Origin of the sequence: Paraburkholderia sp. (assembly GCF_035501035.1) — a bacterium.
Taxonomy (GTDB): Bacteria; Pseudomonadota; Gammaproteobacteria; order Burkholderiales; family Burkholderiaceae; genus Paraburkholderia.
Genome location: NZ_DATJWR010000069.1, coordinates 1 through 24,024 on the forward strand (window position 1 = coordinate 1; position 24,024 = coordinate 24,024).

The following is a 24,024-nucleotide window of genomic DNA, read 5'->3' on the forward strand; positions in this document are numbered from 1 at the left end:
GCTTCGGCGCTCGCGCGTTGGCTCCAGTAGCCCGAATTCACATAGGCGGGCGGCGCCCAGACGCGGGTCGCGAAGTTCATCGGTATCGTCGCGAACAGCAGGCTGCTGCCGCCCTGGAGAAAAGTCACCGCATAGCGGTCAGGCAAGCCGAGCAACGCGCGGATGTTCTGCTCCGCTTCGTCCAGGATCGAGAGGAACCACTCCGAGCGATGACTCATGCCCAGCACCGAAAGACCGGTATCGGGCAGCGCGACGATCGCGTCGCGCGTCTGTTCGAGCACCACGGCCGGCAGCGCGCCGGGGCCGCCGGAGAAATTCAGGGTGTTTGACTTCATCGATCGTCGTGCGAAAAGACGCCTGCCGCATTCACGGATTGCCCGGTGCGCGACGTTGCGGCGAGTGACGACAGATTAGCAACACGCCAGCCACGGCATGGCCGCGAAAAAAGGGTGGAACAGGCGTCAGTTCGCAGAACGCAGATTTCTGGCGGCTTTCAGCAGCCGCAATGCCAACAAGGGCGACCGGACTCGTCAGCGCGCTGCCGTGAGCCGGAGAGTAGAAACGATCAGAGGAATCGAAATGCTTCGAAGGAGACCGCGCGGATACGATATTCGCTACAGCGTTGGCCGCACGGTTTATGACGGCACGTCTGGCGTCGCCGTCGCTACCTCGCTGGCGCAAGCTGACAAGGCATGTACAGCCGCAAACGCATGTCGACATAGCAGAAGGGCCGCAGCAGCGCTCGCCTGCCAGTTCGCCGCGAGCGCAGCCACCCCATCAAAACCCCTGCGCTGTGCCCGTGGAGTGCGCGACCAGCATCACCACGCCCCAAATGCAGGCGCCGATGAGCGCGGCCAGCCCTACTGCCACGAACGGCAGCCAACTGAAGTTCACGTTGGCGAAGTCGGCCTCGTGGTCCGCGCTCTTGCGCACGCCGAAGAAGCTCCAGAGAACAAGCCGTACCATGCGGATGAGTTCCATCATTTCCTCCGTTTCACTCGATTACATGGGCTCATGTTCAAACTTCCCCGAGGACGGGAAAAGCAGCAGTTGCGGACTATTTGACGGATGCAGCCGGTACGTTTATTTGCAGACATGAAAAATGCCCCGGCACTCGCGTGCCGGGGCCAAATGCTTGCCACGCTACAGGCAATAAGAGCCGCAAGCTCTGCGGGTTTAGGTGATGATCCAGGCACTCGCGCAGTAATCCCGACGCATCCCGGGAGAACAGACCCGGACTTCGATGCGCGCTGGGTGCAATGATCCGCCCCTACGAAGCCACCGTACAGCAGCAGGCGGCGAAAAAAACACCGCAGCAGTCGCTTCTCAAGGCCGTCGAGACATACGAAAATCGAACCGCCTCGCGGCATAAGCCCCCCATAACGTCATCCGAAGAACGAAAGCGCATGACACGCTACGAACTCCTGGCGCAAAGCATGGCGGCCGAGATTCGGTCCGGCAACGTCGCGCCCGGCTCCCGCATGCCGTCACTGCGGCAAATCATCGCGCAGCACGGCGTAAGCCAGTCCACCGCGACGCGTGCTTACTATCTGCTCGAACAGTGGGGCCTGGTACGCGCCGAGGAACGCTCGGGCTACTATGTCGCGCCGCCCTCGAAGCCCGCCGGCGCCGCATCGCGCGCCACAATGGGCGAATCCGCAACCGTCGATATCAGCGAGCTCGTCTTCTCGGTGCTCGACGCCGCCAAACGGCCCGGTATCGTGCCGCTCGGCTCCGCCTTCCCTTCGCCTTTGCTCTTCCCGCTATCGCGCCTCGCCAAATCGCTGGGGCAGGCCGCGCGCAGCGTGAGCCCGTGGAGCACCGTCGTCGACCTGCCGCCTGGCAACGAAAGCCTGAGGCGGCAGATCGCGCTGCGCTACATGCGCGTGGGCATCTCGCAGCCGGCCGAGGACATCATCGTCACCAACGGCGCGCTCGAAGCACTCAATCTTTGCCTGATGGCGGTCACTCAGCCCGGCGACATCGTCGCCGTCGAATCGCCGGGTTTCTACGCCGCCCTTCAGGCGATCGAGCGGCTCGGCCTGCGCGCCGTCGAAATTCCCGTGGACACGGCCACGGGACTCGACCTCGAAGCGCTGGCACAAGCGCTCGACAGGCACCCCATCCGCGCCTGCTGGTTCATGACGAACTTCCAGAACCCCACGGGCGTCACGTTGTCGGCGGCGAAGAAAGAGGCGCTCGTCGAACTGCTCGCGAAACACGAGGTCCCGCTCATCGAAGACGATGTATACGGCGAGTTGCACTACGCGCCGAACTATCCGCCGCCGGCCATGGCCTTCGACCGGCACGGCCTCGTCATGCATTGCGGCTCGTTTTCGAAGAACCTCGCGCCGGGCTACCGCGTCGGCTGGGCGAGCGCGGGGCGTTTCGCCGCGCGCGTGCAGCGCCTGAAGCTCATGACGACCATTTCGGCGAGCATCCCCGTGCAGGCCGGCATTGCCGACTACCTGGAGCACGGCGGCTACGAGCGCCACCTGAAGAAGATCCGCCTCGCCATGCAGCACCAGCGCGACGCGATGATCGAAGCGATCCGCCGCTGGCTACCGGAAGGCACGCAATACACGCGCCCTGAAGGCGGCTATTTTCTCTGGCTCACGTTCCGCGAGCCCATCGACGCCATGGCGCTGCATCGCCTCGCCATCGAACGCGGGATCAGCGTGGCGCCCGGCCCGCTGTTCTCTGCGTCCCACGCATTCGAGAATTGCATCAGGCTGAATTATGGCCACCCGTGGTCGCCGCGCATCGACGAGGCGATCCGCACGCTCGCAGAACTGCTCGCCCATCCCGACGTGCGGGCGCGATCCTGAACGATGCGTGCATGCAGCATCGGCTGCGCTTTTTTACACGTCATCTGCTGCTTGAGGTGGCTTGGGGCGCTTGGGGCGGCTTGGGGTGCCGAGAGCGGCACGCCGCGTCAGGACTTGTCTGCCGGGTCGCGCCGCGAGCCATGCTGGCCCAGCGCCTCGGTGAATCTGGCCGGCGCCCAGTCCTCGCGAAGCGCGCGCTGCATGAGCGCCTGCTGGCTTTGAGGCGCGAGTCCGCCCACAGGCGGGTCGCGGTCGAGATTGGTGGGAAACGGGTAGCCCTCCGCGCACGACGCGATTGCGGCAAGCAAGGCGGCTTCGCTGAGCCGACCTTCTGCCCACTGCTCGCGCAGCACGGGATAAATCGCTTCGCACATGCGTGCGCGGTCGAGCGTTTCCATCGCGCGCCCCATTGCCGATGAAACCTGCAGCAGATTCGCCATGCGCTGGACGCTGGCAGTCTGGTTCGTACCGGCCGCATGAAAGAGCGCGGGATTGAAGAATACGGCGTCGCCTCTGGCAAGCGGCAATTGCACGAAATGCGACTCGAAATACTCGCGGAAATCGGCGCGCCGCCATGCGAGGTAGCCCTCGGCATAGCGCTGCGAGTAAGGCAAGAGCCGGGTCGGTCCGCTCTCGACCGGCATGTCGCTGTGCGCCACCGCGCCCTGGAGCGTGAGATACGGGGAAAGCCGGTGCACATGCGCCGGATAGCATTCGGCCTCTTCAACCGTCAGGAATCCCAGGTGATAATCACGATGCGCCTGCTGAGCCGCGCCTCCCGGCCGCACGACGTTGACCTGTGAAGTCATTTGATAGCACGGGCCGAGCCACGCCTCGCACACGGCCATCAACGGCAGATTCGCGAAGTAGTCGACGAATACGGCCGGCGCCTGGAGGCAAAGCTTCTGCTGCGCGTTCCAGATGCGGTCGTTCGCACCGGCCTGCGCGAAATGGTCCGCGCCGGTCGAGCCCCGCTCCCGCTCCGCGCGGATGATGGCCTCGAACACGGCCGTCGCTTCGTCCACGGGCCGCGTATCCGCGTATGCGTGTTCGAGCACCAGCACGCCAGCGCCGTCGCGCAGCACGTGCGCCCATTCGGCCTGTAACTGCGCTAGTTGGGGCGCGTCGTGGAGTATGGCCTCCAGCTGCCGGCAGTCGTATACGGGAATGCGTTGCCTCACATCGGCTGCAAAACGCAACGGGCTGCCGTCACCGTGCAACTGGTTCACGAACGCGTCCAGCGAGCACTCGCGCTCGCGATACCATTGCCGCCCCAATTCCGCTGCGCGTGCCTCGTCCTGATCCATGTGCCTGCCTCCGAATTTCCTTGAGAACCGGAAAGCTCACTCCAGCGGGAAGCCATCCTTGAAGGTTTGCCGCAGGAACTCCGCAAAACGCTTCACCGCGCGCGGCACTTGTGCCCCGTACGGCCGCACCACGTGCAACTGCGAAGCGTACGCGCCCACCGGTCGCCAGTTGGGCAGCAGCACGACGAGCTTGCCCGCCTGCAACGCGGCCTGCGCGCTGAAATCGGGCAGCAGCGCAATGCCCAGATGTTCCAGCGCGGCGTCGCGCAACGCCTCGCTATTATTCGCCGAGAACGGGCCGTTCACGCTCACGCTCTCACGCGGGCCGTCCGCGCGGCGGCCCGTCTTCTCGAACGACCACACGGCCGCCCCGAGCGTGCGCGGATAGAACAGGCAGTCGTGCTGCGCGAGATCGGCGGGCGTTTGCGGCGTGCCGCGCTGCTTGAGGTAAGCACGGGTGGCGACGATCACCGAGCGCGTATCGCAGAGCTTCCACGCCACGTGCGTTTCGGGCACCTGCGCACTATGGCGAATCGCGAGATCGAACCCCTCGCTGGCAATCGAGGTGAGCCGGTCGGAAAGCTCGAGTTGCACGCGCACCTCGGGATGAGCCCGCGAAAACTCGGCGAGACGCGGTACCAGTTGCTGGCGCGCGAACGCGACGGGCGCGGTCACACGCACCGTGCCGCGCGCGACGTCGGCCATCTCGCGCACGCTCGCGAAGCTCGCGGCGATGCGCTCGAACTCCGCGCGCGTGTCCTCCACGAGCCGCCGCCCTGCTTCCGTGAAGCGCACGCTGCGCGTGGTGCGCTGCACCAGAGGCACGCCCGCCACGCGCTCCAGCTCGGCGATGCGCTGGCTCATGGCCGCCTTGCTCACGCCCAGACGCGCTGCGGCGGCCGTGTAGCTGCCCTGCGCGGCGAGCACATTCAGCCAGTGCAAATGTGTCCAGAGTGCCTCGACTCGCTGCGTATCCATCGATGAAAAGTCCGCGTCAACCTCGTGATCCGTGCGCCGATACTAGCACGGCGCTCGCGCATCTTTCACGGTCTACACGGCGGATTGTTCACAATCGAGAACAATCAATTCAGCGCCAGAGCCTTTGCGGGCCCCTGCGGGCTTCGTACACTGGGCGTCACGTACACAGCTGACCAGGAGATGACATGCAGGCCTATACCGATTCCGCAGACGTGATCCACTTCATCGGCGGCAAAGCCGAGCGCGGCGCGGGCGACCGCACGCAGGCGGTCTTCAATCCGGCGACCGGCGCCGTCGCGCGCCGCCTCGTGCTGGGTGAAGCCGCCGACGTGGACGCCGCCGTGGCGAGCGCGAAAGCCGTGTTCCCGGCCTGGCGCGACACGCCGCCTATCCGCCGCGCGCGCATCATGCTGCGTTTTCTCGAACTGATGAACCGCCACAAGGACGAACTCGCGGCCATCATCACGGCCGAGCACGGCAAGGTGTTCGCCGACGCGCAGGGCGAAGTCGCGCGCGGCATCGACGTAATCGAATTTGCGTGCGGCATTCCGCAACTGCTCAAAGGTGACTATACCGAGCAGGTTTCCACGGGCATGGACAACTGGACCGTGCGTCAGCCGCTGGGCGTGGTGGCCGGCATCACGCCGTTCAACTTCCCCTGCATGGTGCCGTGCTGGATGTTCCCGGTCGCGCTGGCCGCGGGTTGCACTTTCGTGCTCAAGCCGAGCGAGCGCGATCCTTCGGCGTCGCTCTTCATGGCGCGTCTGCTCAAGGAAGCCGGCTTGCCCGACGGCGTGTTCAATGTCGTGCAGGGCGACAAGGTCGTGGTCGACGCCCTGCTCGCGCATCGCGATGTGAAGGCCGTGAGCTTCGTCGGCTCCACGCCTATCGCGAACTACATCTACGAGACCGGCGCGAAGCACGGCAAGCGTGTCCAGGCGCTCGGCGGCGCGAAGAACCACATGGTCGTGATGCCCGACGCCGACCTCGACCAGGCCGTGGATGCGCTGATCGGCGCGGGCTACGGTTCGGCGGGCGAGCGCTGCATGGCGATCTCGGTGGCGGTGCTGGTGGGCGACGTGGCCGACAAGATCGTGCCGCGCCTCGCCGAGCGCGCACGCGCACTCAAGGTGAAGAACGGCATGGAGCCCGACGCGGAGATGGGCCCGATCGTCACGCGCCAGGCGCTGGAGCGCATCGAAGGTTATATCGCAAGCGGCGTGGCAGAAGGCGCGACGCTCGTGGTCGACGGACGCGGCCTGAAGGTGCCCGGCCATGAAGACGGCTTCTTCACCGGCGGCACGCTGTTCGACAACGTCACGCCCGAGATGCGCATCTACAAGGAAGAGATCTTCGGGCCGGTGCTCGCCTGCGTGCGCGTGAAGGACTTTTCGGAAGCCGTGCAGCTGATCAACGACCACGAGTTCGGCAATGGCGTGGCCTGCTTCACGCGCGACGGCAACATGGCCCGCGAATTCGGCCGCCAGATCGAAGTGGGCATGGTGGGCATCAACGTGCCGATTCCGGTGCCGATGGCATGGCACGGCTTTGGCGGCTGGAAGCGCAGCCTGTTCGGCGACATGCATGCTTATGGCGAAGAAGGTGTGCGCTTCTATACGAAGCAGAAGTCGATCATGCAACGCTGGCCGGAGAGCACCGAAAAGGGCGCCGAGTTCACGATGCCCGTCGCGAAGTAACTCGCGAAGTCACCCATGAAGTAACTCGTGAAGCAACAGCGGCAAAGCGCGCAAAGCCCACTTCGTGTGGGCTTTTTCGTTGTGCTTGCGCGTCGTGGAGAAGACCGGCGACCCATCGACTCGTTTCAAGGAGAGGACGGATGAAATTTCGTCAGCTTTCCTTCGAATAGGCCCGGCTCGGATCAGCGTCGAGCATGCGCGAGATGTCCGCGACGAGGGCATCGACGGCTACCCGAACCTTTGACGGCACGTGCCGAGACTTCTGCCGCACCACGTGCGCTTCGTCGCCCAGCACGCTCTTGCTGTCCATGACCAGTTCGAGCCGCCCATCACTCAAATACGCGCCCATGAGCCAGCACGGCAGCCAGGCGAGGCCCGCGCCGGCGGCGGCCGCATCGGCGATCGCCAGCAGGTCGTCGAACCACAGCCGCGACGCGAGCCGGCACTCCTGCACTTCGCCATCCGGACCGCGCACGCGCCACGGCACGCTCTGCCCGGTGCGGCCATAGGCGATCCCGACGTGCGACGCCAGCGCCGCCACGTTCGACGGCTTGCCGTGACGCGCGAGATACGCTGGCGACGCGCAGATGCCCATACGTTGCACACCCAGCCTGCGCGCCACGAGCGTGCCGTGATCGGGCAGCGTGCCGATGCGCACGGCCAGATCGAAGCCGTCCTCGACGAGATCGGCCACGCGATCGCTGAACGACAGCTCGACGTTCAGCCGCGGATGCTGCTCCACGAGCCGCCGGACCACGGGCGCGACGCACTGGCGCCCGAACAGCACGGGAGCGGTGATGCGCAGCCGCCCCGAGGGCTCGCGCTGGCCATGGTCGAGCGCGGCCTCAACCGCGCTCAGCTCGCCCAGCACGCGGCGGCACTGCTCGTAGTACGCGTGGCCTTCGTCGGTGAGGCTGAGGCTGCGCGTGGTCCGCTGCAACAGACGCACGCCCAGCCGCTGCTCGAGCCGCGCGCAGCCCGGCGCGACCGTGGCGCTGCTCGGCACCGGTGGCGTGTCGATCTGGGCATTGCAGCTCGCGCATGCAGCCGGGTTGCGGACGATCATTACTTCGTCGAGCGACGAGAAGCTCGAGCGCGCCCGCGCGCTCGGCGCCAACGAGACGATCAACTACCGCGCGCAACCCGAATGGCAGAACGAGGTGCTGCGGCTCACCGGCGGCGAAGGGGCGGATATCGTCGTTGAGGTCGGCAGACGCGATACGCTGCCGCGCTCGGTGGCCGCCGCGAAAATGGGCGGGTTCGTTCCGATCATTGGCGGCGTGACGAGTTTTGCAGGCCCCGAACTCGCACTGCTCCCCGTGATCGGCGGCTTCAAGCGGCTGCACGGCATCATGGTCGGTAGCCGCGCGATGCTCGATGACGTCGCGCGTTTCGTCGAGGCGCAGCAGATCCGGCCCGTGGTGGATCGCGTGTTCCGCTTCGAGGAAGCGCCCGAGGCTTATGCCTGGCTCGCAGCGGGCAAGCACTTCGGGAAGGTGGTGATTCGCGTGGCCTGATGGGCCAGGCGCTGCGCGCACGCGGGAGGCGCCGCAGCGCCGAAGCGGCGACAGCAGAGGGGCATGCAATGTGTTTGCAACTCCGCGCCCGGCCAGGGCGCGGAGTTGCGCACGTTATCGAACCGCCTGGATTTCGTCGACGATCTGCTTCATTTCGGGGGTCTTTTCGTACTTCGCCCAGACCGGCTGCATGGCCTTCACGAAGGCCGCACGATCGACCTGCCCGGCCGGAACGATGGTCGCGCCGCCCTTCTCCACCGTCTTGCCCGCGGAATCTTCGCGCGCGGTCCAGAGCTTCACGTAGTAAGGCACCGAATCGTCCGCCGCCTTCTTGATGGCCTCCTGCTCCTGCGGCGTAAGCGTGTCCCATATCTTCTTCGAGAACACGAGCACTTCCGGCGTCATGGCGTGGTCCGTTTCCGAGTACACCGGCGCGACTTCGAAATGCTTGGTTTCTTCGTATGACGGCAGGTTGTTTTCAGCCGCATCGACGAGCCCTGTCTTCAGGCCCGTATAGACTTCGGCGAACGGCATCGGCGTTGGCGTGCCGCCCATCGCCCTGATTTCGTCGACCATGAGATCGGAAGGCTGCACGCGCACCTTCAAGCCCTTCATGTCGGCCGGCGACTTGATCGGGCGCTTCGCGTAGATCGAACGCGCGCCGCTCTCATAGAACGTGAGCGCGATCATCCCCTTGGCCTTGAACGCATCGAGAATCTTCTGTCCTTCCGGGCCGTACATCACCTTGCGGAAATGATCGATGTCGCGGAAGAGAAACGGCAGTGACGGAATCATTGATTCCGGCACGATCTCGTTGAACGCCGCGCCATTGGCCCGCGCCATGTCGAGCGCGCCGATACGGACCTGATCGATCGTATCGTTCTCCGAACCAAGTGCGCTATTGCCGAACACTTTGATGGAGTCCTTACCGTTCGTCGCCTTCGAAATCTCCTCACCCATGTACTTGACCGCCATGTTGGTGGGGAAGGTATCGCTGTGAACGTCGGCGCAGCGGAACACGCGTGCGTGCGCGCCTCCCGCGGCAAGCGCCAGCGCGGCCGCCAGAACGGTCATTGCAGTACGTGAATTGCGAAAGGTCTTTTTCATCGCTTGCCCCCAGATTTGAAGATGCGTGCTTGAGCCTTGGCCGCTCAGGTGTGTCAGAACCGATGGATGACGCCCGCGCCCACGGAAATCCTGCTGCGCGACGAAGACAGCGTTGTCAGTAAGCCGTCCCCGGGCGCTGTGGTCGTTGCGCTCGCATTGATAATGAGATTGGAAAACGTTTTCCTAAATTTAATCGCTTGCCTCCAGATTGGCTAGTAGGTAGTTACGCGAATCGGCGCCACTGCGCACGCGCCTCTAGCAAGCATGCGTGACCAGGCCGCCGCCCGAAGAGGCGCGGCCAAGAGGCAGGAAGCATGGCGATCAGACGTTCAGGCTCGGGCGACTGTCGAATCGCGGGCAATGAGGCGCGGTTCGAGCACGATGTTGCCGGCGTCCTCTTTGCCCGCGAGCGCGTCGATGAGCTTTTGCATCGCGAGCTCGCCCATGGTTTCGCTTTGCGCGTCGATGGTGGTCAGGCTCGGTTCGACGTATTCGCCATACAGTGCGTTGTCGATGCCGGCCACGGAAACATCCTGCGGCAAGCGAAAGCCGAGCGACTTTGCCTCCTTCATGAAGCCAAGCGCAATCAGGTCGTTGTAGCAGATCACCGCTTGCGGGCGGTCCGGGCCCAGCATCACGCGCGAACAGGCCTGCTCGCCTGCCTGCGCGGTTGGTGCGTGCGTGTCATGGACATCGAGCGCAAGGCCCGCTTCGGCGAGCGCCGCGCGCGCGCCGGCAATGCGCTCGTCGTTGATGCTCGCCGCGCCGAACCCCAGGTAGGCGATGTGCCGATGCCCGAGATTCAACAGATGGCGCGCCAGCATGTAAGTGGCGAGCCGGTTGTCGAAGCCCACGTTGGGAATCGCGAGCCCGCGCACGCTCCTGAGCATGACGACCGGCTTGTCCAGTTCCAGCATCCATTGCGCCATCTCTTCCGAAGCGCGCGAACTGATGATGAGCCCATCGACCCGCGGCGCGAGCGCCTCGATGACCGAGCGCTCGCGCGCCGGGTTCTCTTCCGTATCCACAAGGAGCAACGTGTAGTCATGCTGGAGCGCAACGCGGTTCGCCCCCTTGACCACTTTGGTGAAATGCGGGTTGGTGATGTCGAGGATGGCAACGCCGATGGTCCGCGTGCGCCCCGTGATCATCGAGCGCGCGAGCGGATTGGAGCGGTAGCCGAGCGACTCGACGGCATCTTTCAGCTTCGCCTCTACGGCCGGCGAAAAACGTTGCGTGCCGTTCACGTATTTCGATACCGTCGCGACCGAGACGCCGGCCATGGCGGCGACATCACGAATCGTCGGGGAACCACTTTTCATAGGATGGCAACGCTTTACGGAATCGACGGCGAGCATTGTCGCAGAAACCGCCACGGGTAAACCACTCGCATCGGCGCACGTATTCCGCCATTGACGTTGCAATTACCGATGGCTATATTTGGAAAACGTTTTCCAAATATTTTCCAGGAAGTCCCGATGACCCAAACCTCCCTTTCCGGCAAGCCATTCGGTCGCCTTCTTCTTACCGGCGCGGGCGGCAACCTGGGCCGTCAATTGCGCGGCGCGCTCGCAGAGTGGGCCGACGCCGTGCGCGTGAGCGACATCACGGCGCTGGGTGAGGCGGCGGCGCACGAGGAAGCGCGCCTCGTCGACCTGTCGGATCGCGAGGCGGTCATGCAGATGGTGGAAGGCGTCGATGCAATCGTGCACCTGGGTGGCATTTCCGTCGATGCGCCGTTCGACGATCTACTCGAAGCCAATATTCGCGGGACGTACAACCTCTACGAGGCCGCGCGCAAGCATGGCGTGAAGCGCATCGTCTTTGCCAGCTCCAATCACGTCACGGGCTTTCATCCTGTCACGAGCGTGCTCGATGCCGATGCCCCGCACCGGCCGGATAGTCTGTATGGCGTGACGAAGTGCTTCGGTGAATCGCTGTCGCGCTACTACTACGACCGCTTCGGCATAGAAACGGTGTGCCTGCGCATCGGATCGTCGTTCGAGGAACCGAAAAATGCGCGCATGCTGGTCACGTTTCTGAGCTATCGCGACTTCATCGAACTCGTGCGCTGCTCGCTTTTCACCAACCGCGTGGGCCACGCGATCGTCTACGGCGTGTCGGACAATCCCGCGAGCTGGTGGAACAACACCAAAGCCGGGTTCCTGGGCTTCCGGCCGCGCGACAGTTCGGCGGCGTTCGCCGACCGTTTCCCCGCGAGCGCACCGAACGCCGGTCTTGCCGACCCGGCGCACCAGTTTCAGGGCGGCCCGTTCGTGCTTGGAGAGCCGATGCAGGGCGCGGGGCAATGAGGCGCGCGTGACACCGCCCCTGCCTGCCCGGCCTTGATCGTACTTTTAGCAAGGCGCGACTACCGTTTATGGCGTCGCGCCGCCAGGCTCAAGCAGGCTGTGCGGTCCTGAACGGTTCGAGCCAGCCAAAGCTCTCCGCACTCGCGCCAGACGGCAAGTATTCGCAGCCGATCAACCCGGCGTACCCGCTACGCTCGATCTCGGCGAACACGCTCTCGAAGCGGATCTCGCCCGTGCCCGGCTCATGGCGGCCGGGATTGTCGGCGATCTGCACGTGCGCCGCATGCGGCAGCGAGGCGCGCATCCGCTCGATCAGGTTTCCTTCGCCGCGCTGCACGTGATAAAGGTCGAGCATGATCTTGAGGTTCGGCCGGTTCAGCGTGGCCAGAATCTCCAGCGCCTGAGCCTGCGTGTTGAGCAGATAGCGCGGGCGGTCGAGCGCGTTGAGCGGTTCGATCATCACCACCAGCCCGCGCGCGGCCGCAAGGTCCGCCGCCGCGCCAAGGCATTGCACATAGTGGTCCCAAGCGGGTTGCCGCGGTGCGCCGGCCTCGATCTGGCCGGCCATCACGTGCACGCTCGGGCAGCCGATCGCCGCTGCATAGTCGAAAGCCTGCTCGACGCTCGCTTCGAACTCGGCGCGACGTGTCGGGTCGGCGGCCAGCCCCCAGTCGCCGCGCTGGACGTCGCCCGCGGGCGAGTTGATGCCCACGCAGCGCAGCCCGTGCGCTGCGAGTAGTTCGCGCATCTGCGCCGCCGGAATTTCATACGGGAACCACAGCTCGACAGCATCGAAGCCGGCGCGCGCCGCCGCTTCGAAACGCGCGGCGAGCGGCAACTCCTGGAAAAGCGTCGAGAGATTGGCGGAAAAACGCAACATATAAGGTCTCCTGAATAGAAGGCGATCGGTGGCTGGCACTCGATCCGCGCGGCGCGCGGATGAAGCGCTCACCACTTCGCGTTGAACGTCGCACGCAGTTCGTCGATCTGCGCCTCAGTGAGCGGCGCGGGTCGCGGCGTCGTCATGAGCCACAAGCGTGCGGTTTCTTCGAGCTCTTCGAGCGCCCAGGCTGCCTGCGAGACGCTCTCGCCCCACACCACGGGCCCAAGCCGCTCCAGCAGAACGCCGCGCACGTCGTTCGCGAGTGCGCGGATACGTGCGGCCACCTCCGGGTCGCCGGGCCGCCGGTACGCGACGAGTGGCACGTGGCCGACCTTCATCACGTAGTACGGCGTGATCGGCGGCAATACGTCTTCGGGGTGCCACACGCCCGCGAGCGTCAGCGCGACCAGGTGCGTGGAATGCGTGTGCACCACGCCGTTCATCGACGGGTTCACTTCGTAGACGTTGCGATGCAGCGCGAGGGTTTTCGACGGCTTGTCGCCGCTCACCCACTGGCCGCTGGCATCGACCTTCGCGATCGCTGCCGGATCGAGGTGGCCGAGGCACGCATCGGTCGGCGTGATGAGCCAGCCGTCGCGCAGCCGCGCGCTGATGTTGCCCGCCGATCCGACGGTATAGCGGCGCGCATAGAGATCGGCGCCGATGCGCGCGATCTCCTCGCGCGCGCGATTCTCGGCAGCGTGGTCGGCAGGAAGGATCGTGCTCATTGCGCCGGCTCCATGATGCTGTCGCACTGCGCGAGCGCCTTTTCGAAGAAGTCGACCGTGCCGAAGTTGCCGGACTTGAGCGCGAGCGCATGGCGCGCGCCATCGGAAACGGTCCAGGGCACGCCGGGGTCGATTTGCGGCCCGATCGCAAGCGAGGTCACGCCGAGCGCGTTCACGACCGACCCCGAGGTCTCCCCGCCCGCGACGACGAAGCGCCGCACGCCCATTTCCTCGAGGCCCCGCGCCACGCTCGCGAGCGCCGCTTCGACGAGCGCGCCCGAAGCGGCCGTGCCGAGCGCCTGCTGCGCCTGCGCGACTTCGTCCGGCGCGCTCGTTGCGTAGATCAGCACCGGCTCGCTTTCGATGCGCTCCCGTGCGAAGGTGAGTGCAGCATCGACCACGCCTTGCGCGTTCGCGGCGAGCGCGAGCGGTTCGATGCGGAACGCGGGCCTGCCGCGCTCGCGCCAATGCGCAACCTGGCCCTGAGTGGCGCGCGAGCAGCTGCCTGCGAGCACGGCGGCGTGCCCATGCACAGCCGGAAGCTGCTGCGCGACGCTTGCCTCGTCGAGCAGCCCTGCACGCGCGAAGTTCGCGGGCAGGCCCTGCGCGAGGCCCGATCCGCCTGTTACGAGCAGATCGTTCGCGCAGGCTTGCCCGAGCGTGTGCAGATCGGCGTCCGATATCGCGTCGGCGATGGCAAGGCGCACGCCCTGGGCGACCAGTTGCTCGCGTGCCTGCTCGAGCGCCGGCACGCCTTGCTGGATCGCGTCGTAGCGTAGCAAGCCGACCTTCGAAGGCGTTTGGCGCTGCAGCGTGCGCACGAGGTTCGCATCGGTCATCGGCGTGAGCGGATGGTTCTGCATGCCCGACTCGTTGAGCGGCACGTCGCCCACGAACAGATGGCCGCGATAGACAGTGCGGCCGCTCTCCGGAAACGCCGGGCAGGCCACCGCGAACGACGTGCCGAGCGCGCGCATCAGCGCGTCCGCGACGGGGCCGATGTTGCCCTCGTCGGTGGAATCGAATGTTGAGCAGTACTTGAAATAGAACTGGCGACAGCCGAGCGAGCGCAGCCATTCGAGCGCGGCGAGCGATTCTGCAATGGCTTCGTCGCGCGGCACCGTGCGCGACTTCAGCGCGACGACCACGGCCTGCGCGGGCGTGTCTAGCGGTGCGCTGGGTACGCCGATGGTCTGAACGGTACGCATGCCGCCGCGAACCAGCATGTTCGCGAGATCGGTCGCGCCAGTGAAATCGTCGGCAATACAGCCGAGCAGGACGGGAGATGAACGCATGTCGAGGGAAATCCGGTTGCGCGAGCGCGGCGCGCGAGGCGCGCGCCGCCGCATCGCGACGTGTCAGCGAACGAGTGCGTCGCGCTCGATGAAGGCGCGCACCACGTCGTCGAAGTTCGCATCGAAGACGAAGCCGAGCGAGCGTGCGTACGGCGCGGAGAAATTGCCGGGCCACGAGTTGACGATCTTCTCGATCGCCGGATCGCGCTCGAAGCGCACGCGCTCGGCTACGGCGTCGCCCGCGATACGGCGCAGCGACGCGAGCATTTCGCTCACGGTGACCGAGAGCCCCGGCATGTTGATGACGCGACCTTCGTCCAGGCGCTCGGCGGGCAATTCATGGCCGTGCACGAGGTTCTCGACGGCGCGGTCCGGCGACATGAGCCACAGCAGCGTTTCGGGCGCGACGGGGCAAACCGCCTCCACGCCGTTGATCGGCTCGCGGATGATGCCGCTCGCGAAGCTCGATGCCGCACGGTTGGGCTTGCCGGGGCGCACCACGACGGTCGGCATGCGCAGGCTGCGGCCGTCGAGGTAGCCCCGCCGGCTATAGTCGGCAAGCAGCAGGTCGGCGAGCGCCTTCTGCGTGCCGTAGGAACTCTTCGGCGACCAGACGTGCGTGTCTTCGACAGTGGCCGGCAGCGCGCCGCCGAACACGGCCACCGAGCTCGTCATCACGAAACGCGCGCGCGTTTGCAGTACGCGAATGCGCTCGAAAAGCAGGCGCGTTGCGTCGAAGTTGATGCTCATGCCAAGCTCGAACTCCTGTTCGGCCTGGCCCGAGACGATTGCCGCGAGATGAAACACGCTCGCGGTTCGAGGGCCGATCAGGGCTTCGACCTGCGCCGCGTCGCTAATGTCGCCGGTGAGCACTTCGACGCGCGCGTCGTCGATGCCCTGTAGCGCGACCACGTCGAACGCGCGAATTTTTTCGATGCGCTGCGCGCGGCCGTCTGGGCCCGCGAGCTCGCCGCGTGCGAGCAGCGTGCGTATCAGGCGTTGGCCCAGAAAGCCGGCGGCGCCGGTCACCACGATTTCCATCGTCGTCTCCTTCGTTCTACGGGATGGCGGCGGACATTTCCGCTAAAAGTTGTATGATGATCTTACCTTTTAGCGAAACGCGCAAGTGCGCCGTGCCATTCCCTCACCGCCCTTTACGCGCTAACGCACCGTCCGCTTGCGCGCCACGCGCTTGCCTTCTTCGAGCAGCGGCTGGGCGACGGCGCTGCCCTGGCCGGCCCAGAACGCCGGGCCGGCCGCCTGAATGCGGGCGCCGGCATTATCGATGTGCGTGATGACGGCCTGGCGCGCGGCAACCGGATCCTGGGCGGCAATCGCGTCATAGATCGCCTTGTGCTCGGCGCGCACCTGCTCGGAGAGTTCGGGGCGCTGCGCTTCGTTGGTGCGCGTGACGAGAATCGCCGCGTGCACGAACTGGCCGAGGTATTCGAGCATCGGCGGATAGAGCGGGTTGCCGGTGGCATGCGAGATAGCCATGTGAAATGCCTGGTCCTCGTCCACGCCGTCGCGCTGCTGCTTCGCGGCCGCTTCGAGCGCGGTGAGCGCCCGCTTGATGTCGGCGAGCTGCGTGCGCGTGCGCCGCTCGGCGGCCAGTGCTGCCGCTTCGGCTTCGATGCCGCGGCGCAACTCCGTCACGCGCAGGACCGCCTCGACCGAATCGTTGACCTCGACGGGCAGCCGGAACGTGGCCGCACGGCTCGCCTCGCGCACGACCATGCCGCTGCCCTGCCGCACCTCGACGAGCCCTTCCGATTTGAGCCGCGAGATCGCTTCGCGAACCACGGTGCGGCTCACGCCGAAGCGCTCGCAGATGATCTGCTCGGTCGGCAGGCGCGCGCCCGGCGGGAAATCGCCGCTTTTGATCTTTTCGAGCAGGACCGCGGTGACGCGGTCCGCGAGCGTGCCCGCACTCGTGATGTTGGGTGCCTCGAACGCGACCGCCCGCGGCGGCGTGGATGTAGGTGTGTTCATGTGTGTGAGCTTCGGCAAAGGCCCGAAAACGACGTTGATTGGGGACGCGTTGACACCTTACCGCCTTTTAACCTAACATCCAACCAGCAAAAGATATTACGTATGCTCATCATACAAATTTGCGCGAATTAGCGGACGCATGTCAAATGCGTGCGCTTGATCGCGCGTGACCCAAGGAGACAACCGTGCTGCAAGAGTCGGTCGGGATCATCGAAGCAGGCGAGAAGGACGCGTTCGAGGCGCGTACCTACGCCAAAGTCACACGGCGCATCGTGCCGTTTCTGATGCTGTGCTACCTCGTCGCGTATCTGGACCGCGTGAACGTGGGCTTCGCGAAGCTGCAGATGTCTTCCGACCTGCACTTCTCGGACACGGTCTACGGCCTCGGCGCCGGCATCTTCTTCATCGCGTACTTCCTCGTCGAAATTCCCAGCAACATCATCCTGCATCGCGTCGGTGCGCGGCTGTGGATGGCGCGCATCATGATCACGTGGGGCATCATTTCCTCGGGCATGGCCTTCGTGACCACGCCGACGGCCTTCTACGTGATGCGTTTTTTGCTGGGCCTCGCCGAAGCGGGCTTCTATCCCGGCGTGATTCTCTACCTCTCGTACTGGTACCCCTCGCACCGGCGCGGCAAGATGTTCGCCGCTTTTGCCATGGCGGTGCCCGTATCGGGGCTCATCGGCGGGCCGCTCTCGGGTTATCTGCTGCATGCGTTGAGCGGCGCGATGGGCTACGCGGGCTGGCAGTGGCTCTTCTTCGTCGAAGGGCTCCCTTCGATCGTTGTCGGCATCGCCGCCTTCGTCGTGCTGACCGATGGCATCAAGAAGGCAAAGTGGCTCAACGCGGAAGAACGCGCGCTGCTAGAGGAGCAAATCGCCGCCGATTCCGCGCACAAGGCGGAGCACTCGCTGCGCGAAGTCTTCACCAACGGCCGCGTTTGGTTGCTCACGACGATCTACTTCTGCCTGATCTGCGGGTTCTACACCGTGGGCTTCTGGCTGCCGACGCTGATCGCCTCGACGGGCGTCAAGGATCCGCTCACGATCGGCCTGCTGACCACCATTCCCTATGCGGCCGCCGTCGTCACCATGGCGCTCGCCTCGCGCAGCGCCGACCGGCGGCGCGAGCGCCGCTGGCACCTGGCTTTCGTTTCGGTGCTCGGCGGTGTGGGCTTGATCGCATCGGCGATGTTCGGCGGCCAGCCCGTTCTCGCGATGATCGGCCTCACGATCGCCGCAGCGGGCGCCCTCTCCACCCTGCCGATGTTCTGGAGCCTGCCCACTGCGTTTCTCGGCGGGTCCGCCGCGGCCGCCGGCATCGCGCTCATCAACTCCGTGGGCAATCTCGCGGGCTTCGCGGGGCCGTACTTCATCGGCTTCATGAAGGATCTCACGCATAGCACCAATACCGGCCTCTACACGATGGCGGGAGCGCTCATTCTCGGCGCGCTGCTGACGTTCCTCGTGCCGGCTCGTGTCGTGAATCGCTGATCTCCCAAACCCTTTGAGGTGTAGCACGCGGGGAATGAGGCCGATGGCTTCATTCCCCGCGTGCGTTTGTGCATGCGTGGCTGACATCCTGACGGCAAGCCGTTCTGGCCGCGAAGCGGCTGTGCGGGGCTCTGCGGCGCTTGGCCGTTAGTTGCGATACTATAAAGGGAACCTCGTCCCATTCCCTGGCGCTGCGCGCGCCTTCATACAGCCTTAAGGCTGTATTTCCAATTTACAGTCTGTAGTTTGTATTCTTGCTTTACAATGTATAGACTGTATTCACCTACGCCATGCGCCTCGCCGCCCGGAGATCCCGTGGACTACCCCGTCAAAACCCTGAGCCAGTTGCGCCCCATTCTCCTCGGCTTCCGGAAAAAGGCCGGCCTCACCCAGGAAGCTGTCGCCCAGCGGCTCGGCATCTCTCAGCAAAGTTACGCCGCGTTCGAGGCGAACCCGGAAACGGCGAGCGTCGAGCGGCTCTTTCGTGTGTTGAGGCTGTTCGACGTCGAAATCAAGCTCGGGGCGCCTGAAGCGCAGGCATCGCCGGTCGTTGCAAAAGCCCCGGCCCGTCCGGCCAAAACGCCCGCAGCCGCGGCCAAAATGTCGAGCGCAACGGCGCCATCGGCTGTCCGTAAGCCTCGTCGCGCAACGCCAGCCGCCGCTGAACCGCCGCAGAAATCCGCCCCTAACCGCAAGCCGAGGGAAAACTGGTGAGCACGCGCCCACGTCTTCCGAACCGGCTCGACCTCTGGATGAACGGCCTGCCCGTTGGCTACTGGGAGAGCGTGCGCGGCAGCGAGCGCCTCGTGTACTTCGATAGCTGGATCGAAGACGAGCAAGGCCGCCCGCCTTCCCTTTCGCTGCCATTCACGCCCGGCAACCAGCCGTACCGCGGCCAGATCGTTGCGGACTACTTCGACAATCTGCTGCCGGACAGCGACCGCATTCGCAGACGCATCGCCGCCCGCTACCAGACCGGCGGCACTTCGCCGTTCGAGCTGCTCGCCGCGCTCGGCCGCGATTGCGTCGGCGCGCTGCAAATTCTCCCCACGGGAGAAGCACCCACCAGCCTGCGAACCATCAAGGGGCGCCCGCTCGCCGAATCGGACGTTGCGCAATTGCTGCGGGAAACGACGGCCACCCCGCACGCGGGCGAACACGAATCCGTGGACAGCCTGCGTCTTTCCATCGCCGGGGCGCAGGAGAAGACCGCGCTGCTTCGCCACCGGGGGCAGTGGCTGCTTCCCGAGGGCAGCACGCCAACCACGCACATTCTGAAACTGCCGCTGGGGCTGGTTGGCAACATGCGCGCCGACATGCGGACCTCGGTGGAAAACGAGTGGCTGTGCACGAAGATCATCGCGGCCTACGGTTTGCCTGTGGCGCCGTGCGAGATCGCGCACTTCGAGGACGCGAAGGCGCTCGTCGTCGAGCGCTTCGACCGGCGGCTCGCCAGCGACGGCAAATGGCTCGTGCGCCTGCCGCAGGAGGATATGTGCCAGGCCACGGGAACGTCCGGCCTGAGCAAGTACGAAGCCGATGGCGGGCCCGGCATCGAAGCGCTCATGGAAGTGTTGGCCGGCTCCGCGCAAGCCACGGCCGATCGCCGCCATTTCTTCATCACGCAAATCGTCTTCTGGCTGCTCGCAGCAACGGACGGGCACGCGAAGAACTACAGCATCGCCCTGCTACCCGGCAGCCAGTACGCCGCCACGCCGCTCTATGACGTGCTTTCCGCGCACCCGGTCATCGGCCGGGGCCGCAATCATATTGCGCCGCAGCGCGTCAGTCTGGCGATGGCCGTGCGCGGCCGCAACCGGCACTATCGCGTCGAGGAGATCTACCCGCGCCACTGGATCGCGCAAGGCCAGCGAGTGGGATTCGCCGCGGCCGAGGTCGAAGCCATGCTCGCGCAAGTCGCCGCGCAAACGCCGCGTGTCGTCGAAGCGGTCAGCGCCCAGCTCCCCGACGGTTTCCCGGAAGACGTAGCCGATGCCGTTTTCGCCGGCATGCGCAGGCTCTGCGCAAGGCTCGCTGCATAAGCGCATTCATTGAGCGGATTCCCTGCGCGCATTCAATCGACGACGACGGACTCGTCGTCGATCGCGCGCATGAGCAGGTCGAGAAACGCCTGCATCGTCTGCGGCAGCGTGCGGCCCGCCATCGTCTGGATCTGCAGCGTGCGCTGATGCAGTTCCGGGTTCGCGACCGGCACGGCGGCCAGCCCCTCCACATCGAGGCGGCCTCGCACGGTCAGATAGCCGGTGAGTGTGATGGCATCGCTCAGGCGTACGAAACTTTGCAGTGCAACATGATAGTTGCTGACGAACACCGGCTCGAAGATCAGCCCTTCGAGGCTGCACGAGATGTCGAAGAGTTGGCGGATCGTCACGCCCTGGTTGTGCATCGCAATCGGCCAGTGCAGCAAGTCGCGCAGCGACACCGACTCGCGCGACGCCAGCGGATGATCGCGTCGCATCAGCGCGAAAACCGGCGCGCGCTGCGAATAGTGCACGGCGATCTCCTTCTCCGGCGCGAGGCTGAAGCACAGCGCGATATCGGCGGTCCCTTCCCGCACGCGCTGCGTCGCCACGGAGGGCGCCGACACGTCGAGCTGGAAATGCGTGAGCGGATACGTCTTGAGAAAGTGCGCGAACACCTGCGGCAGAAAATGCGGCGCGAGTCCTTCGGAACTGGCGATGCGTATCGTCGCGCGGCCACCCTCGTTCAGCCCGCGGATCTCGCCGATCACGCGCTCCGTTTCGAGCAGGCTGCGCCGCGCGTGCTCGGCGAGCATACGCCCCGCCTCGCTCAGCACCATGCCGCGCGGGCGCCGCTCGAATAGCGGCGTGCCCAGCTCCTCCTCGAGCCTGGCGATCTGCCGGCTCAGCGCCGAAACGGCCACGAACAAGCGCTCGGACGCCTTGCTCAGCGAGCCGCTGCGGGCCACTTCCAGAAAATAGCGTAATGCCGTGTTGTCCATGTCGATGGGCCGCTTTGCCGTTTCGGCAACGATAGGTCGAAAATATTGTAATTGTGCAGAAATATCGGCGGCGGCACGATCGGTTTGAAAGATTCCAATGACTGACGCCCTTCGGGCATGGAGATACCCCGTTGACTCGTGACATCGCCATTCAAACCGCCGCCGGCCAATACGATTCGGGCCGCTTCCTCGACGATCTGCGCCGCCGCGTGGCGTATCGCACCGAGAGCCAGGAGCCGGACAGCGGCGAGCGCCTGCGCGGCTATCTGGACAACGAGCTCACGCCGCTCCTGACCCAATGGGGCTTCACCTGCCGCGTGGTCGACAATCCCGCCAAAGGCGCAGGCCCTTTCCTGATCGCGCACCGCCACGAAGACGACGCGCTGCCCACCGTGCTCAGCTACGGCCACGGCGACGTGGTGCGCGGCTACGACGCGCAGTGGCGCGAGGGCCTCACGCCGTGGGACGTGACCGTCGACGGGGAGCGCTGGTACGGCCGCGGCACCGCCGACAACAAGGGCCAGCACAGCATCAACCTCGCCGCGCTGAAGGCCGTGCTCGATGCGCGCGGCGGCAAGCTCGGCTTCAACCTGAAGCTGCTGTTCGAAACGGGCGAGGAAATCGGCTCGCCGGGCTTGCACGAGCTATGCACGCAGCTACGCGACGAGCTCGCCGCCGACGTGCTGATCGCCTCCGACGGTCCGCGCCTCTCGGCGCATCGCCCGACGATCTTTCTCGGCTCGCGCGGCCTCGTCAACTTCAAGCTCGGACTGACGCTGCGCGAAGGCGGCCACCATTCGGGCAACTGGGGCGGCCTGCTGCGCAATCCGGGCGTCGTGCTCGCCAGCGCCATCGCCTCGATGGTCGATGCGAACGGCAAGATTCTCGTCGAAGGCCTGCGCCCGCCGCCGATTCCGGAGTCCGTGCGCCGCGCGCTCGCCGACATCAGCGTGGGCGGCAATCCGGGCGAGCCCGAAGTCGATCGCGACTATGGCGAACCCGGCCTCACGCCGACCGAGCGCGTGTTCGGCTGGAACAATCTCGAAGTGCTCGCCTTCCGCACCGGCAACCCCGACAAGCCGGTCAACGCGATCCCGCCGCACGCCATCGCGTATATGCAGATCCGCTTCGTGGTCGGCACCGACTGGCAGGACCTCGAACGCATCGTGCGCGCGCACCTCGACGCGCACGGCTTCGGCATGGTCGAGCTCGAAGTCGAGCGCGGCGCGCCCGCCACGCGCGTCGATCCCGAGAACGCCTGGGTCCAGTGGGCGCTGCGCTCGCTGCGCGAGACGACGGGCGAAGAGCCCGTGCTGCTGCCGAACCTGGGCGGCACGTTGCCCAACGACGTCTTCGCCGATGTGCTCGGCATGCCCACGCTGTGGGTGCCGCATTCGTACCCCGGCTGCTCGCAGCACGCGCCGAACGAACACCTGCTCGGCCCGGTCGTGCGCGACGGACTGCGCATCATGGCCGGTCTCTTCTGGGACCTCGGCGCCAGAGAGGCCAGCGCATCCAATCCCGCACCGCATGTTGCGGCAACGCTTGCATGAGGACGTCGCAATGAGCATCGATTCCGTTCCCGCACATCAGGGCAGCGAGCCCTGGCCCGAGGCCACGCCAGCCGCATCGACCAGCAGTGTGTCGCGCCTCATCCTCGCCACGTCGATAGGCAACGCGCTCGAGTTCTATGACCTGCTCGCGTACGGCTATTTCGCGTCCACGCTCTCGAAGCTCTTCTTCCCGGTCCACAACGCCACGACGTCGCTGCTGCTCACGCTTGGCACGTTCGCGCTCTCGTACCTCGCGCGGCCGTTCGGCGCGCTCGTGCTCGGCTCGTACAGCGACCGCAAGGGCCGCAAGGCGTCGCTCACGCTCTCCATCGCGATGATGACGATCGGCACCGGCATGGTCGCGCTGATGCCGACTTACGCGACGATAGGCTTGCTCGCGCCCATCGGCATTTTTGCGTCGCGGTTGCTGCAGGGCTTTTCGGCGGGCGGCGAGTTCGGCAGCTCCACGGCCTTCCTGATCGAGCACGCGCCGCAACGCAGCGGTTTCATGTCGAGCTGGCAGTTCTCGAGCCAGGGCGCGAGCACGCTGCTCGTCTCGTTGTTCGGCGCGGTGCTGATGGGCACGCTCACGCAGCCGCAACTCGAAGGCTGGGGCTGGCGCCTTCCGTTTTTGTTCGGCGTCCTGATCGGCCCTGTGGGTCTCTATATCCGCAGTCGAATCGACGAGACGCCCGAATTCGAGCGCATCGAAAAGGCCGAATCGCCCGTGCGCGAACTGCTCGCCACGCAAAAGGCGGGCGTGATCGCCTCGATCGGCGCGCTGGTGCTGACAACCTCGGCCCAGTACGTCCTCCTCTATATGCCGACCTATGCCGCGCGCCAGCTCGGTCTCGCGCCTTCGTCGGGCTTCATCGCCACGCTCGTTGCCGGCCTCATCGCCATCGTGCTCACGCCTGTCGTAGGCCACTGGTCGGACAAGGTGGGGCGCACGCGCATCATGTTCGTTGCGGGCGGGCTGTTCTTCCTCACGGTCTACCCGGCGTTCCTGTTCGTGAACGCCCATCCGTCGTTGCTCACGCTGATGGCCGCCGTCGTGTGGATCGCGGTGCTCAAGGTCACCTACTTCGCGCCGATTCCGGCAATGATGGCCGGCTTTTTCCCAACGCGCACCCGCACCACGGGCATGGCGCTCGCCTACAACATCGGCACCACGGTGTTCGGCGGCTTCACGCCGCTCGCCGTCGCCTCGATCATTGCGGCCACCGGCAACAATCTCGCACCGGGCCTCTGGCTCATGCTCGCCGCGGTCGTGAGCCTGCTCACGCTGATCTGGGCGCGCGCACGGCTGAACGCACGCTGAACCGAACGACAAGCAAGAACACGCAAA

At 65.6% G+C, this 24,024-nt stretch carries 21 protein-coding genes and 1 pseudogene; 9 read left to right on the forward strand and 13 right to left on the reverse strand.

Annotated elements, in window-relative coordinates:
* Positions 1-335 (reverse strand): aminotransferase class V-fold PLP-dependent enzyme (locus tag VMJ11_RS04260; protein WP_325617227.1); only part of this gene is annotated, 335 nt, incomplete at its 3' end.
* A 442-nt stretch (positions 336-777) separates the two neighbouring features.
* Complete coding sequence (locus tag VMJ11_RS04265; RefSeq protein ID WP_325617482.1) at positions 778-981, reverse strand: DUF2970 domain-containing protein; 204 nt, start codon at positions 979-981, stop codon at positions 778-780.
* Positions 982-1,406: 425 nt separating this feature from the next.
* On the opposite strand from VMJ11_RS04265, the gene VMJ11_RS04270 reads away from it, so the two are divergent.
* The gene (locus VMJ11_RS04270) at positions 1,407-2,828 is read left to right on the forward strand and encodes a PLP-dependent aminotransferase family protein (RefSeq protein WP_325617229.1); all 1,422 of its coding nucleotides are present in this window, start codon (positions 1,407-1,409) and stop codon (positions 2,826-2,828) included.
* A gap of 107 nt (positions 2,829-2,935) precedes the next feature.
* On the opposite strand, the gene VMJ11_RS04275 is transcribed toward VMJ11_RS04270, so the two are convergent.
* Together VMJ11_RS04275 and VMJ11_RS04280 are read right to left on the reverse strand one after the other, a co-directional pair.
* Positions 2,936-4,135, reverse strand: a complete 1,200-nt coding sequence (locus tag VMJ11_RS04275) for a phytanoyl-CoA dioxygenase family protein (protein ID WP_325617231.1) — start codon at positions 4,133-4,135, stop codon at positions 2,936-2,938.
* A gap of 36 nt (positions 4,136-4,171) precedes the next feature.
* Entirely contained in the window at positions 4,172-5,113 is a 942-nt protein-coding gene (locus tag VMJ11_RS04280) for a LysR family transcriptional regulator (RefSeq protein WP_325617233.1), read from the reverse strand.
* Between the two features lie 185 nt (positions 5,114-5,298).
* Here VMJ11_RS04280 and VMJ11_RS04285 point away from each other — a divergent pair, with 185 nt between their 5' ends.
* Positions 5,299-6,810: a CoA-acylating methylmalonate-semialdehyde dehydrogenase gene (locus VMJ11_RS04285; RefSeq protein ID WP_325617235.1), complete on the forward strand. Its 1,512-nt coding sequence runs from the start codon at positions 5,299-5,301 to the stop codon at positions 6,808-6,810.
* Between the two features lie 151 nt (positions 6,811-6,961).
* Here VMJ11_RS04285 and VMJ11_RS04290 read toward each other — a convergent pair whose 3' ends face one another.
* Complete coding sequence (locus VMJ11_RS04290; RefSeq protein WP_325617237.1) at positions 6,962-7,816, reverse strand: LysR family transcriptional regulator; 855 nt, start codon at positions 7,814-7,816, stop codon at positions 6,962-6,964.
* Between VMJ11_RS04290 and VMJ11_RS04295 the strand changes: the two are divergent.
* Positions 7,785-8,327: pseudogene (locus VMJ11_RS04295) on the forward strand (zinc-dependent alcohol dehydrogenase family protein); the annotation flags it as partial. The gene VMJ11_RS04290 and the pseudogene VMJ11_RS04295 overlap by 32 nt on opposite strands.
* Before the next feature lie 114 nt (positions 8,328-8,441).
* On the opposite strand, the gene VMJ11_RS04300 reads toward VMJ11_RS04295, so the two are convergent.
* Together VMJ11_RS04300 and VMJ11_RS04305 are read right to left on the reverse strand one after the other, a co-directional pair.
* Positions 8,442-9,434 carry a TRAP transporter substrate-binding protein gene (locus VMJ11_RS04300; protein WP_325617239.1) on the reverse strand — a complete coding sequence of 331 codons (993 nt, stop codon included), beginning with the start codon at positions 9,432-9,434 and terminating at the stop codon, positions 8,442-8,444.
* Positions 9,435-9,763: 329 nt separating this feature from the next.
* Positions 9,764-10,756, reverse strand: a complete 993-nt coding sequence (locus VMJ11_RS04305; protein WP_325617241.1) for a LacI family DNA-binding transcriptional regulator — start codon at positions 10,754-10,756, stop codon at positions 9,764-9,766.
* A 156-nt stretch (positions 10,757-10,912) separates the two neighbouring features.
* Here VMJ11_RS04305 and VMJ11_RS04310 point away from each other — a divergent pair, with 156 nt between their 5' ends.
* On the forward strand, positions 10,913-11,746 hold the full coding sequence (locus VMJ11_RS04310; RefSeq protein ID WP_325617243.1) for an NAD(P)-dependent oxidoreductase: 834 nt from the start codon (positions 10,913-10,915) through the stop codon (positions 11,744-11,746).
* A gap of 88 nt (positions 11,747-11,834) precedes the next feature.
* Here VMJ11_RS04310 and VMJ11_RS04315 read toward each other — a convergent pair whose 3' ends face one another.
* The 5 genes from VMJ11_RS04315 to VMJ11_RS04335 all read right to left on the reverse strand — a co-directional run bounded on the left by VMJ11_RS04315 (position 11,835) and on the right by VMJ11_RS04335 (position 16,644).
* Positions 11,835-12,626 (reverse strand): hydroxypyruvate isomerase family protein, encoded by a 792-nt coding sequence (locus VMJ11_RS04315; protein WP_325617244.1) that lies wholly within the window; start codon positions 12,624-12,626, stop codon positions 11,835-11,837.
* A 68-nt stretch (positions 12,627-12,694) separates the two neighbouring features.
* Positions 12,695-13,357, reverse strand: coding sequence for an aldolase (locus tag VMJ11_RS04320; protein WP_325617246.1), 663 nt, complete (start codon positions 13,355-13,357; stop codon positions 12,695-12,697).
* The gene (gene otnK / locus VMJ11_RS04325; protein WP_325617247.1) at positions 13,354-14,652 is read right to left on the reverse strand and encodes a 3-oxo-tetronate kinase; all 1,299 of its coding nucleotides are present in this window, start codon (positions 14,650-14,652) and stop codon (positions 13,354-13,356) included. The genes VMJ11_RS04320 and otnK overlap by 4 nt, the downstream gene beginning before the upstream one ends.
* Positions 14,653-14,715: 63 nt before the next feature.
* A complete protein-coding gene (gene denD, locus VMJ11_RS04330; protein WP_325617249.1) occupies positions 14,716-15,693 on the reverse strand; it encodes a D-erythronate dehydrogenase in 978 nt (325 codons plus the stop codon).
* Between the two features lie 120 nt (positions 15,694-15,813).
* Positions 15,814-16,644 (reverse strand): FadR/GntR family transcriptional regulator, encoded by an 831-nt coding sequence (locus VMJ11_RS04335; protein ID WP_325617251.1) that lies wholly within the window; start codon positions 16,642-16,644, stop codon positions 15,814-15,816.
* A gap of 188 nt (positions 16,645-16,832) precedes the next feature.
* Between VMJ11_RS04335 and VMJ11_RS04340 the strand changes: the two genes are divergently transcribed.
* The 3 genes from VMJ11_RS04340 to VMJ11_RS04350 all read left to right on the forward strand — a co-directional run bounded on the left by VMJ11_RS04340 (position 16,833) and on the right by VMJ11_RS04350 (position 20,182).
* Positions 16,833-18,140: an MFS transporter gene (locus VMJ11_RS04340; RefSeq protein ID WP_414694299.1), complete on the forward strand. Its 1,308-nt coding sequence runs from the start codon at positions 16,833-16,835 to the stop codon at positions 18,138-18,140.
* Between the two features lie 315 nt (positions 18,141-18,455).
* A complete protein-coding gene (locus tag VMJ11_RS04345; RefSeq protein WP_325617255.1) occupies positions 18,456-18,854 on the forward strand; it encodes a helix-turn-helix transcriptional regulator in 399 nt (132 codons plus the stop codon).
* 38 nt (positions 18,855-18,892) lie between these two features.
* Complete coding sequence (locus VMJ11_RS04350) at positions 18,893-20,182, forward strand: type II toxin-antitoxin system HipA family toxin (RefSeq protein ID WP_325617484.1); 1,290 nt, start codon at positions 18,893-18,895, stop codon at positions 20,180-20,182.
* A 32-nt stretch (positions 20,183-20,214) separates the two neighbouring features.
* Here VMJ11_RS04350 and VMJ11_RS04355 read toward each other — a convergent pair whose 3' ends face one another.
* Positions 20,215-21,123, reverse strand: coding sequence for a LysR family transcriptional regulator (locus VMJ11_RS04355; RefSeq protein WP_325617257.1), 909 nt, complete (start codon positions 21,121-21,123; stop codon positions 20,215-20,217).
* A gap of 131 nt (positions 21,124-21,254) precedes the next feature.
* Here VMJ11_RS04355 and VMJ11_RS04360 point away from each other — a divergent pair, with 131 nt between their 5' ends.
* Positions 21,255-22,676, forward strand: coding sequence for a M20 family metallopeptidase (locus VMJ11_RS04360; RefSeq protein WP_325617259.1), 1,422 nt, complete (start codon positions 21,255-21,257; stop codon positions 22,674-22,676).
* Positions 22,677-22,686: 10 nt separating this feature from the next.
* Positions 22,687-23,997: an MFS transporter gene (locus VMJ11_RS04365; protein WP_325617261.1), complete on the forward strand. Its 1,311-nt coding sequence runs from the start codon at positions 22,687-22,689 to the stop codon at positions 23,995-23,997.
* The last annotated feature ends 27 nt before the right edge of the window (positions 23,998-24,024 follow it).

Coding starts and splice junctions, on each gene's coding strand:
- VMJ11_RS04265 (WP_325617482.1), bottom strand. CDS start 981: ATGGAACTCATCCGCATGGTACGGCTTGTTCTCTGGAGCTTCTTCGGC.
- VMJ11_RS04270 (WP_325617229.1), top strand. CDS start 1,407: ATGACACGCTACGAACTCCTGGCGCAAAGCATGGCGGCCGAGATTCGG.
- VMJ11_RS04275 (WP_325617231.1), bottom strand. CDS start 4,135: ATGGATCAGGACGAGGCACGCGCAGCGGAATTGGGGCGGCAATGGTAT.
- VMJ11_RS04280 (WP_325617233.1), bottom strand. CDS start 5,113: ATGGATACGCAGCGAGTCGAGGCACTCTGGACACATTTGCACTGGCTG.
- VMJ11_RS04285 (WP_325617235.1), top strand. CDS start 5,299: ATGCAGGCCTATACCGATTCCGCAGACGTGATCCACTTCATCGGCGGC.
- VMJ11_RS04300 (WP_325617239.1), bottom strand. CDS start 9,434: ATGAAAAAGACCTTTCGCAATTCACGTACTGCAATGACCGTTCTGGCG.
- VMJ11_RS04305 (WP_325617241.1), bottom strand. CDS start 10,756: ATGAAAAGTGGTTCCCCGACGATTCGTGATGTCGCCGCCATGGCCGGC.
- VMJ11_RS04310 (WP_325617243.1), top strand. CDS start 10,913: ATGACCCAAACCTCCCTTTCCGGCAAGCCATTCGGTCGCCTTCTTCTT.
- VMJ11_RS04315 (WP_325617244.1), bottom strand. CDS start 12,626: ATGTTGCGTTTTTCCGCCAATCTCTCGACGCTTTTCCAGGAGTTGCCG.
- VMJ11_RS04320 (WP_325617246.1), bottom strand. CDS start 13,357: ATGAGCACGATCCTTCCTGCCGACCACGCTGCCGAGAATCGCGCGCGC.
- otnK (WP_325617247.1), bottom strand. CDS start 14,652: ATGCGTTCATCTCCCGTCCTGCTCGGCTGTATTGCCGACGATTTCACT.
- denD (WP_325617249.1), bottom strand. CDS start 15,693: ATGGAAATCGTGGTGACCGGCGCCGCCGGCTTTCTGGGCCAACGCCTG.
- VMJ11_RS04335 (WP_325617251.1), bottom strand. CDS start 16,644: ATGAACACACCTACATCCACGCCGCCGCGGGCGGTCGCGTTCGAGGCA.
- VMJ11_RS04350 (WP_325617484.1), top strand. CDS start 18,893: ATGAACGGCCTGCCCGTTGGCTACTGGGAGAGCGTGCGCGGCAGCGAG.
- VMJ11_RS04355 (WP_325617257.1), bottom strand. CDS start 21,123: ATGGACAACACGGCATTACGCTATTTTCTGGAAGTGGCCCGCAGCGGC.
- VMJ11_RS04365 (WP_325617261.1), top strand. CDS start 22,687: ATGAGCATCGATTCCGTTCCCGCACATCAGGGCAGCGAGCCCTGGCCC.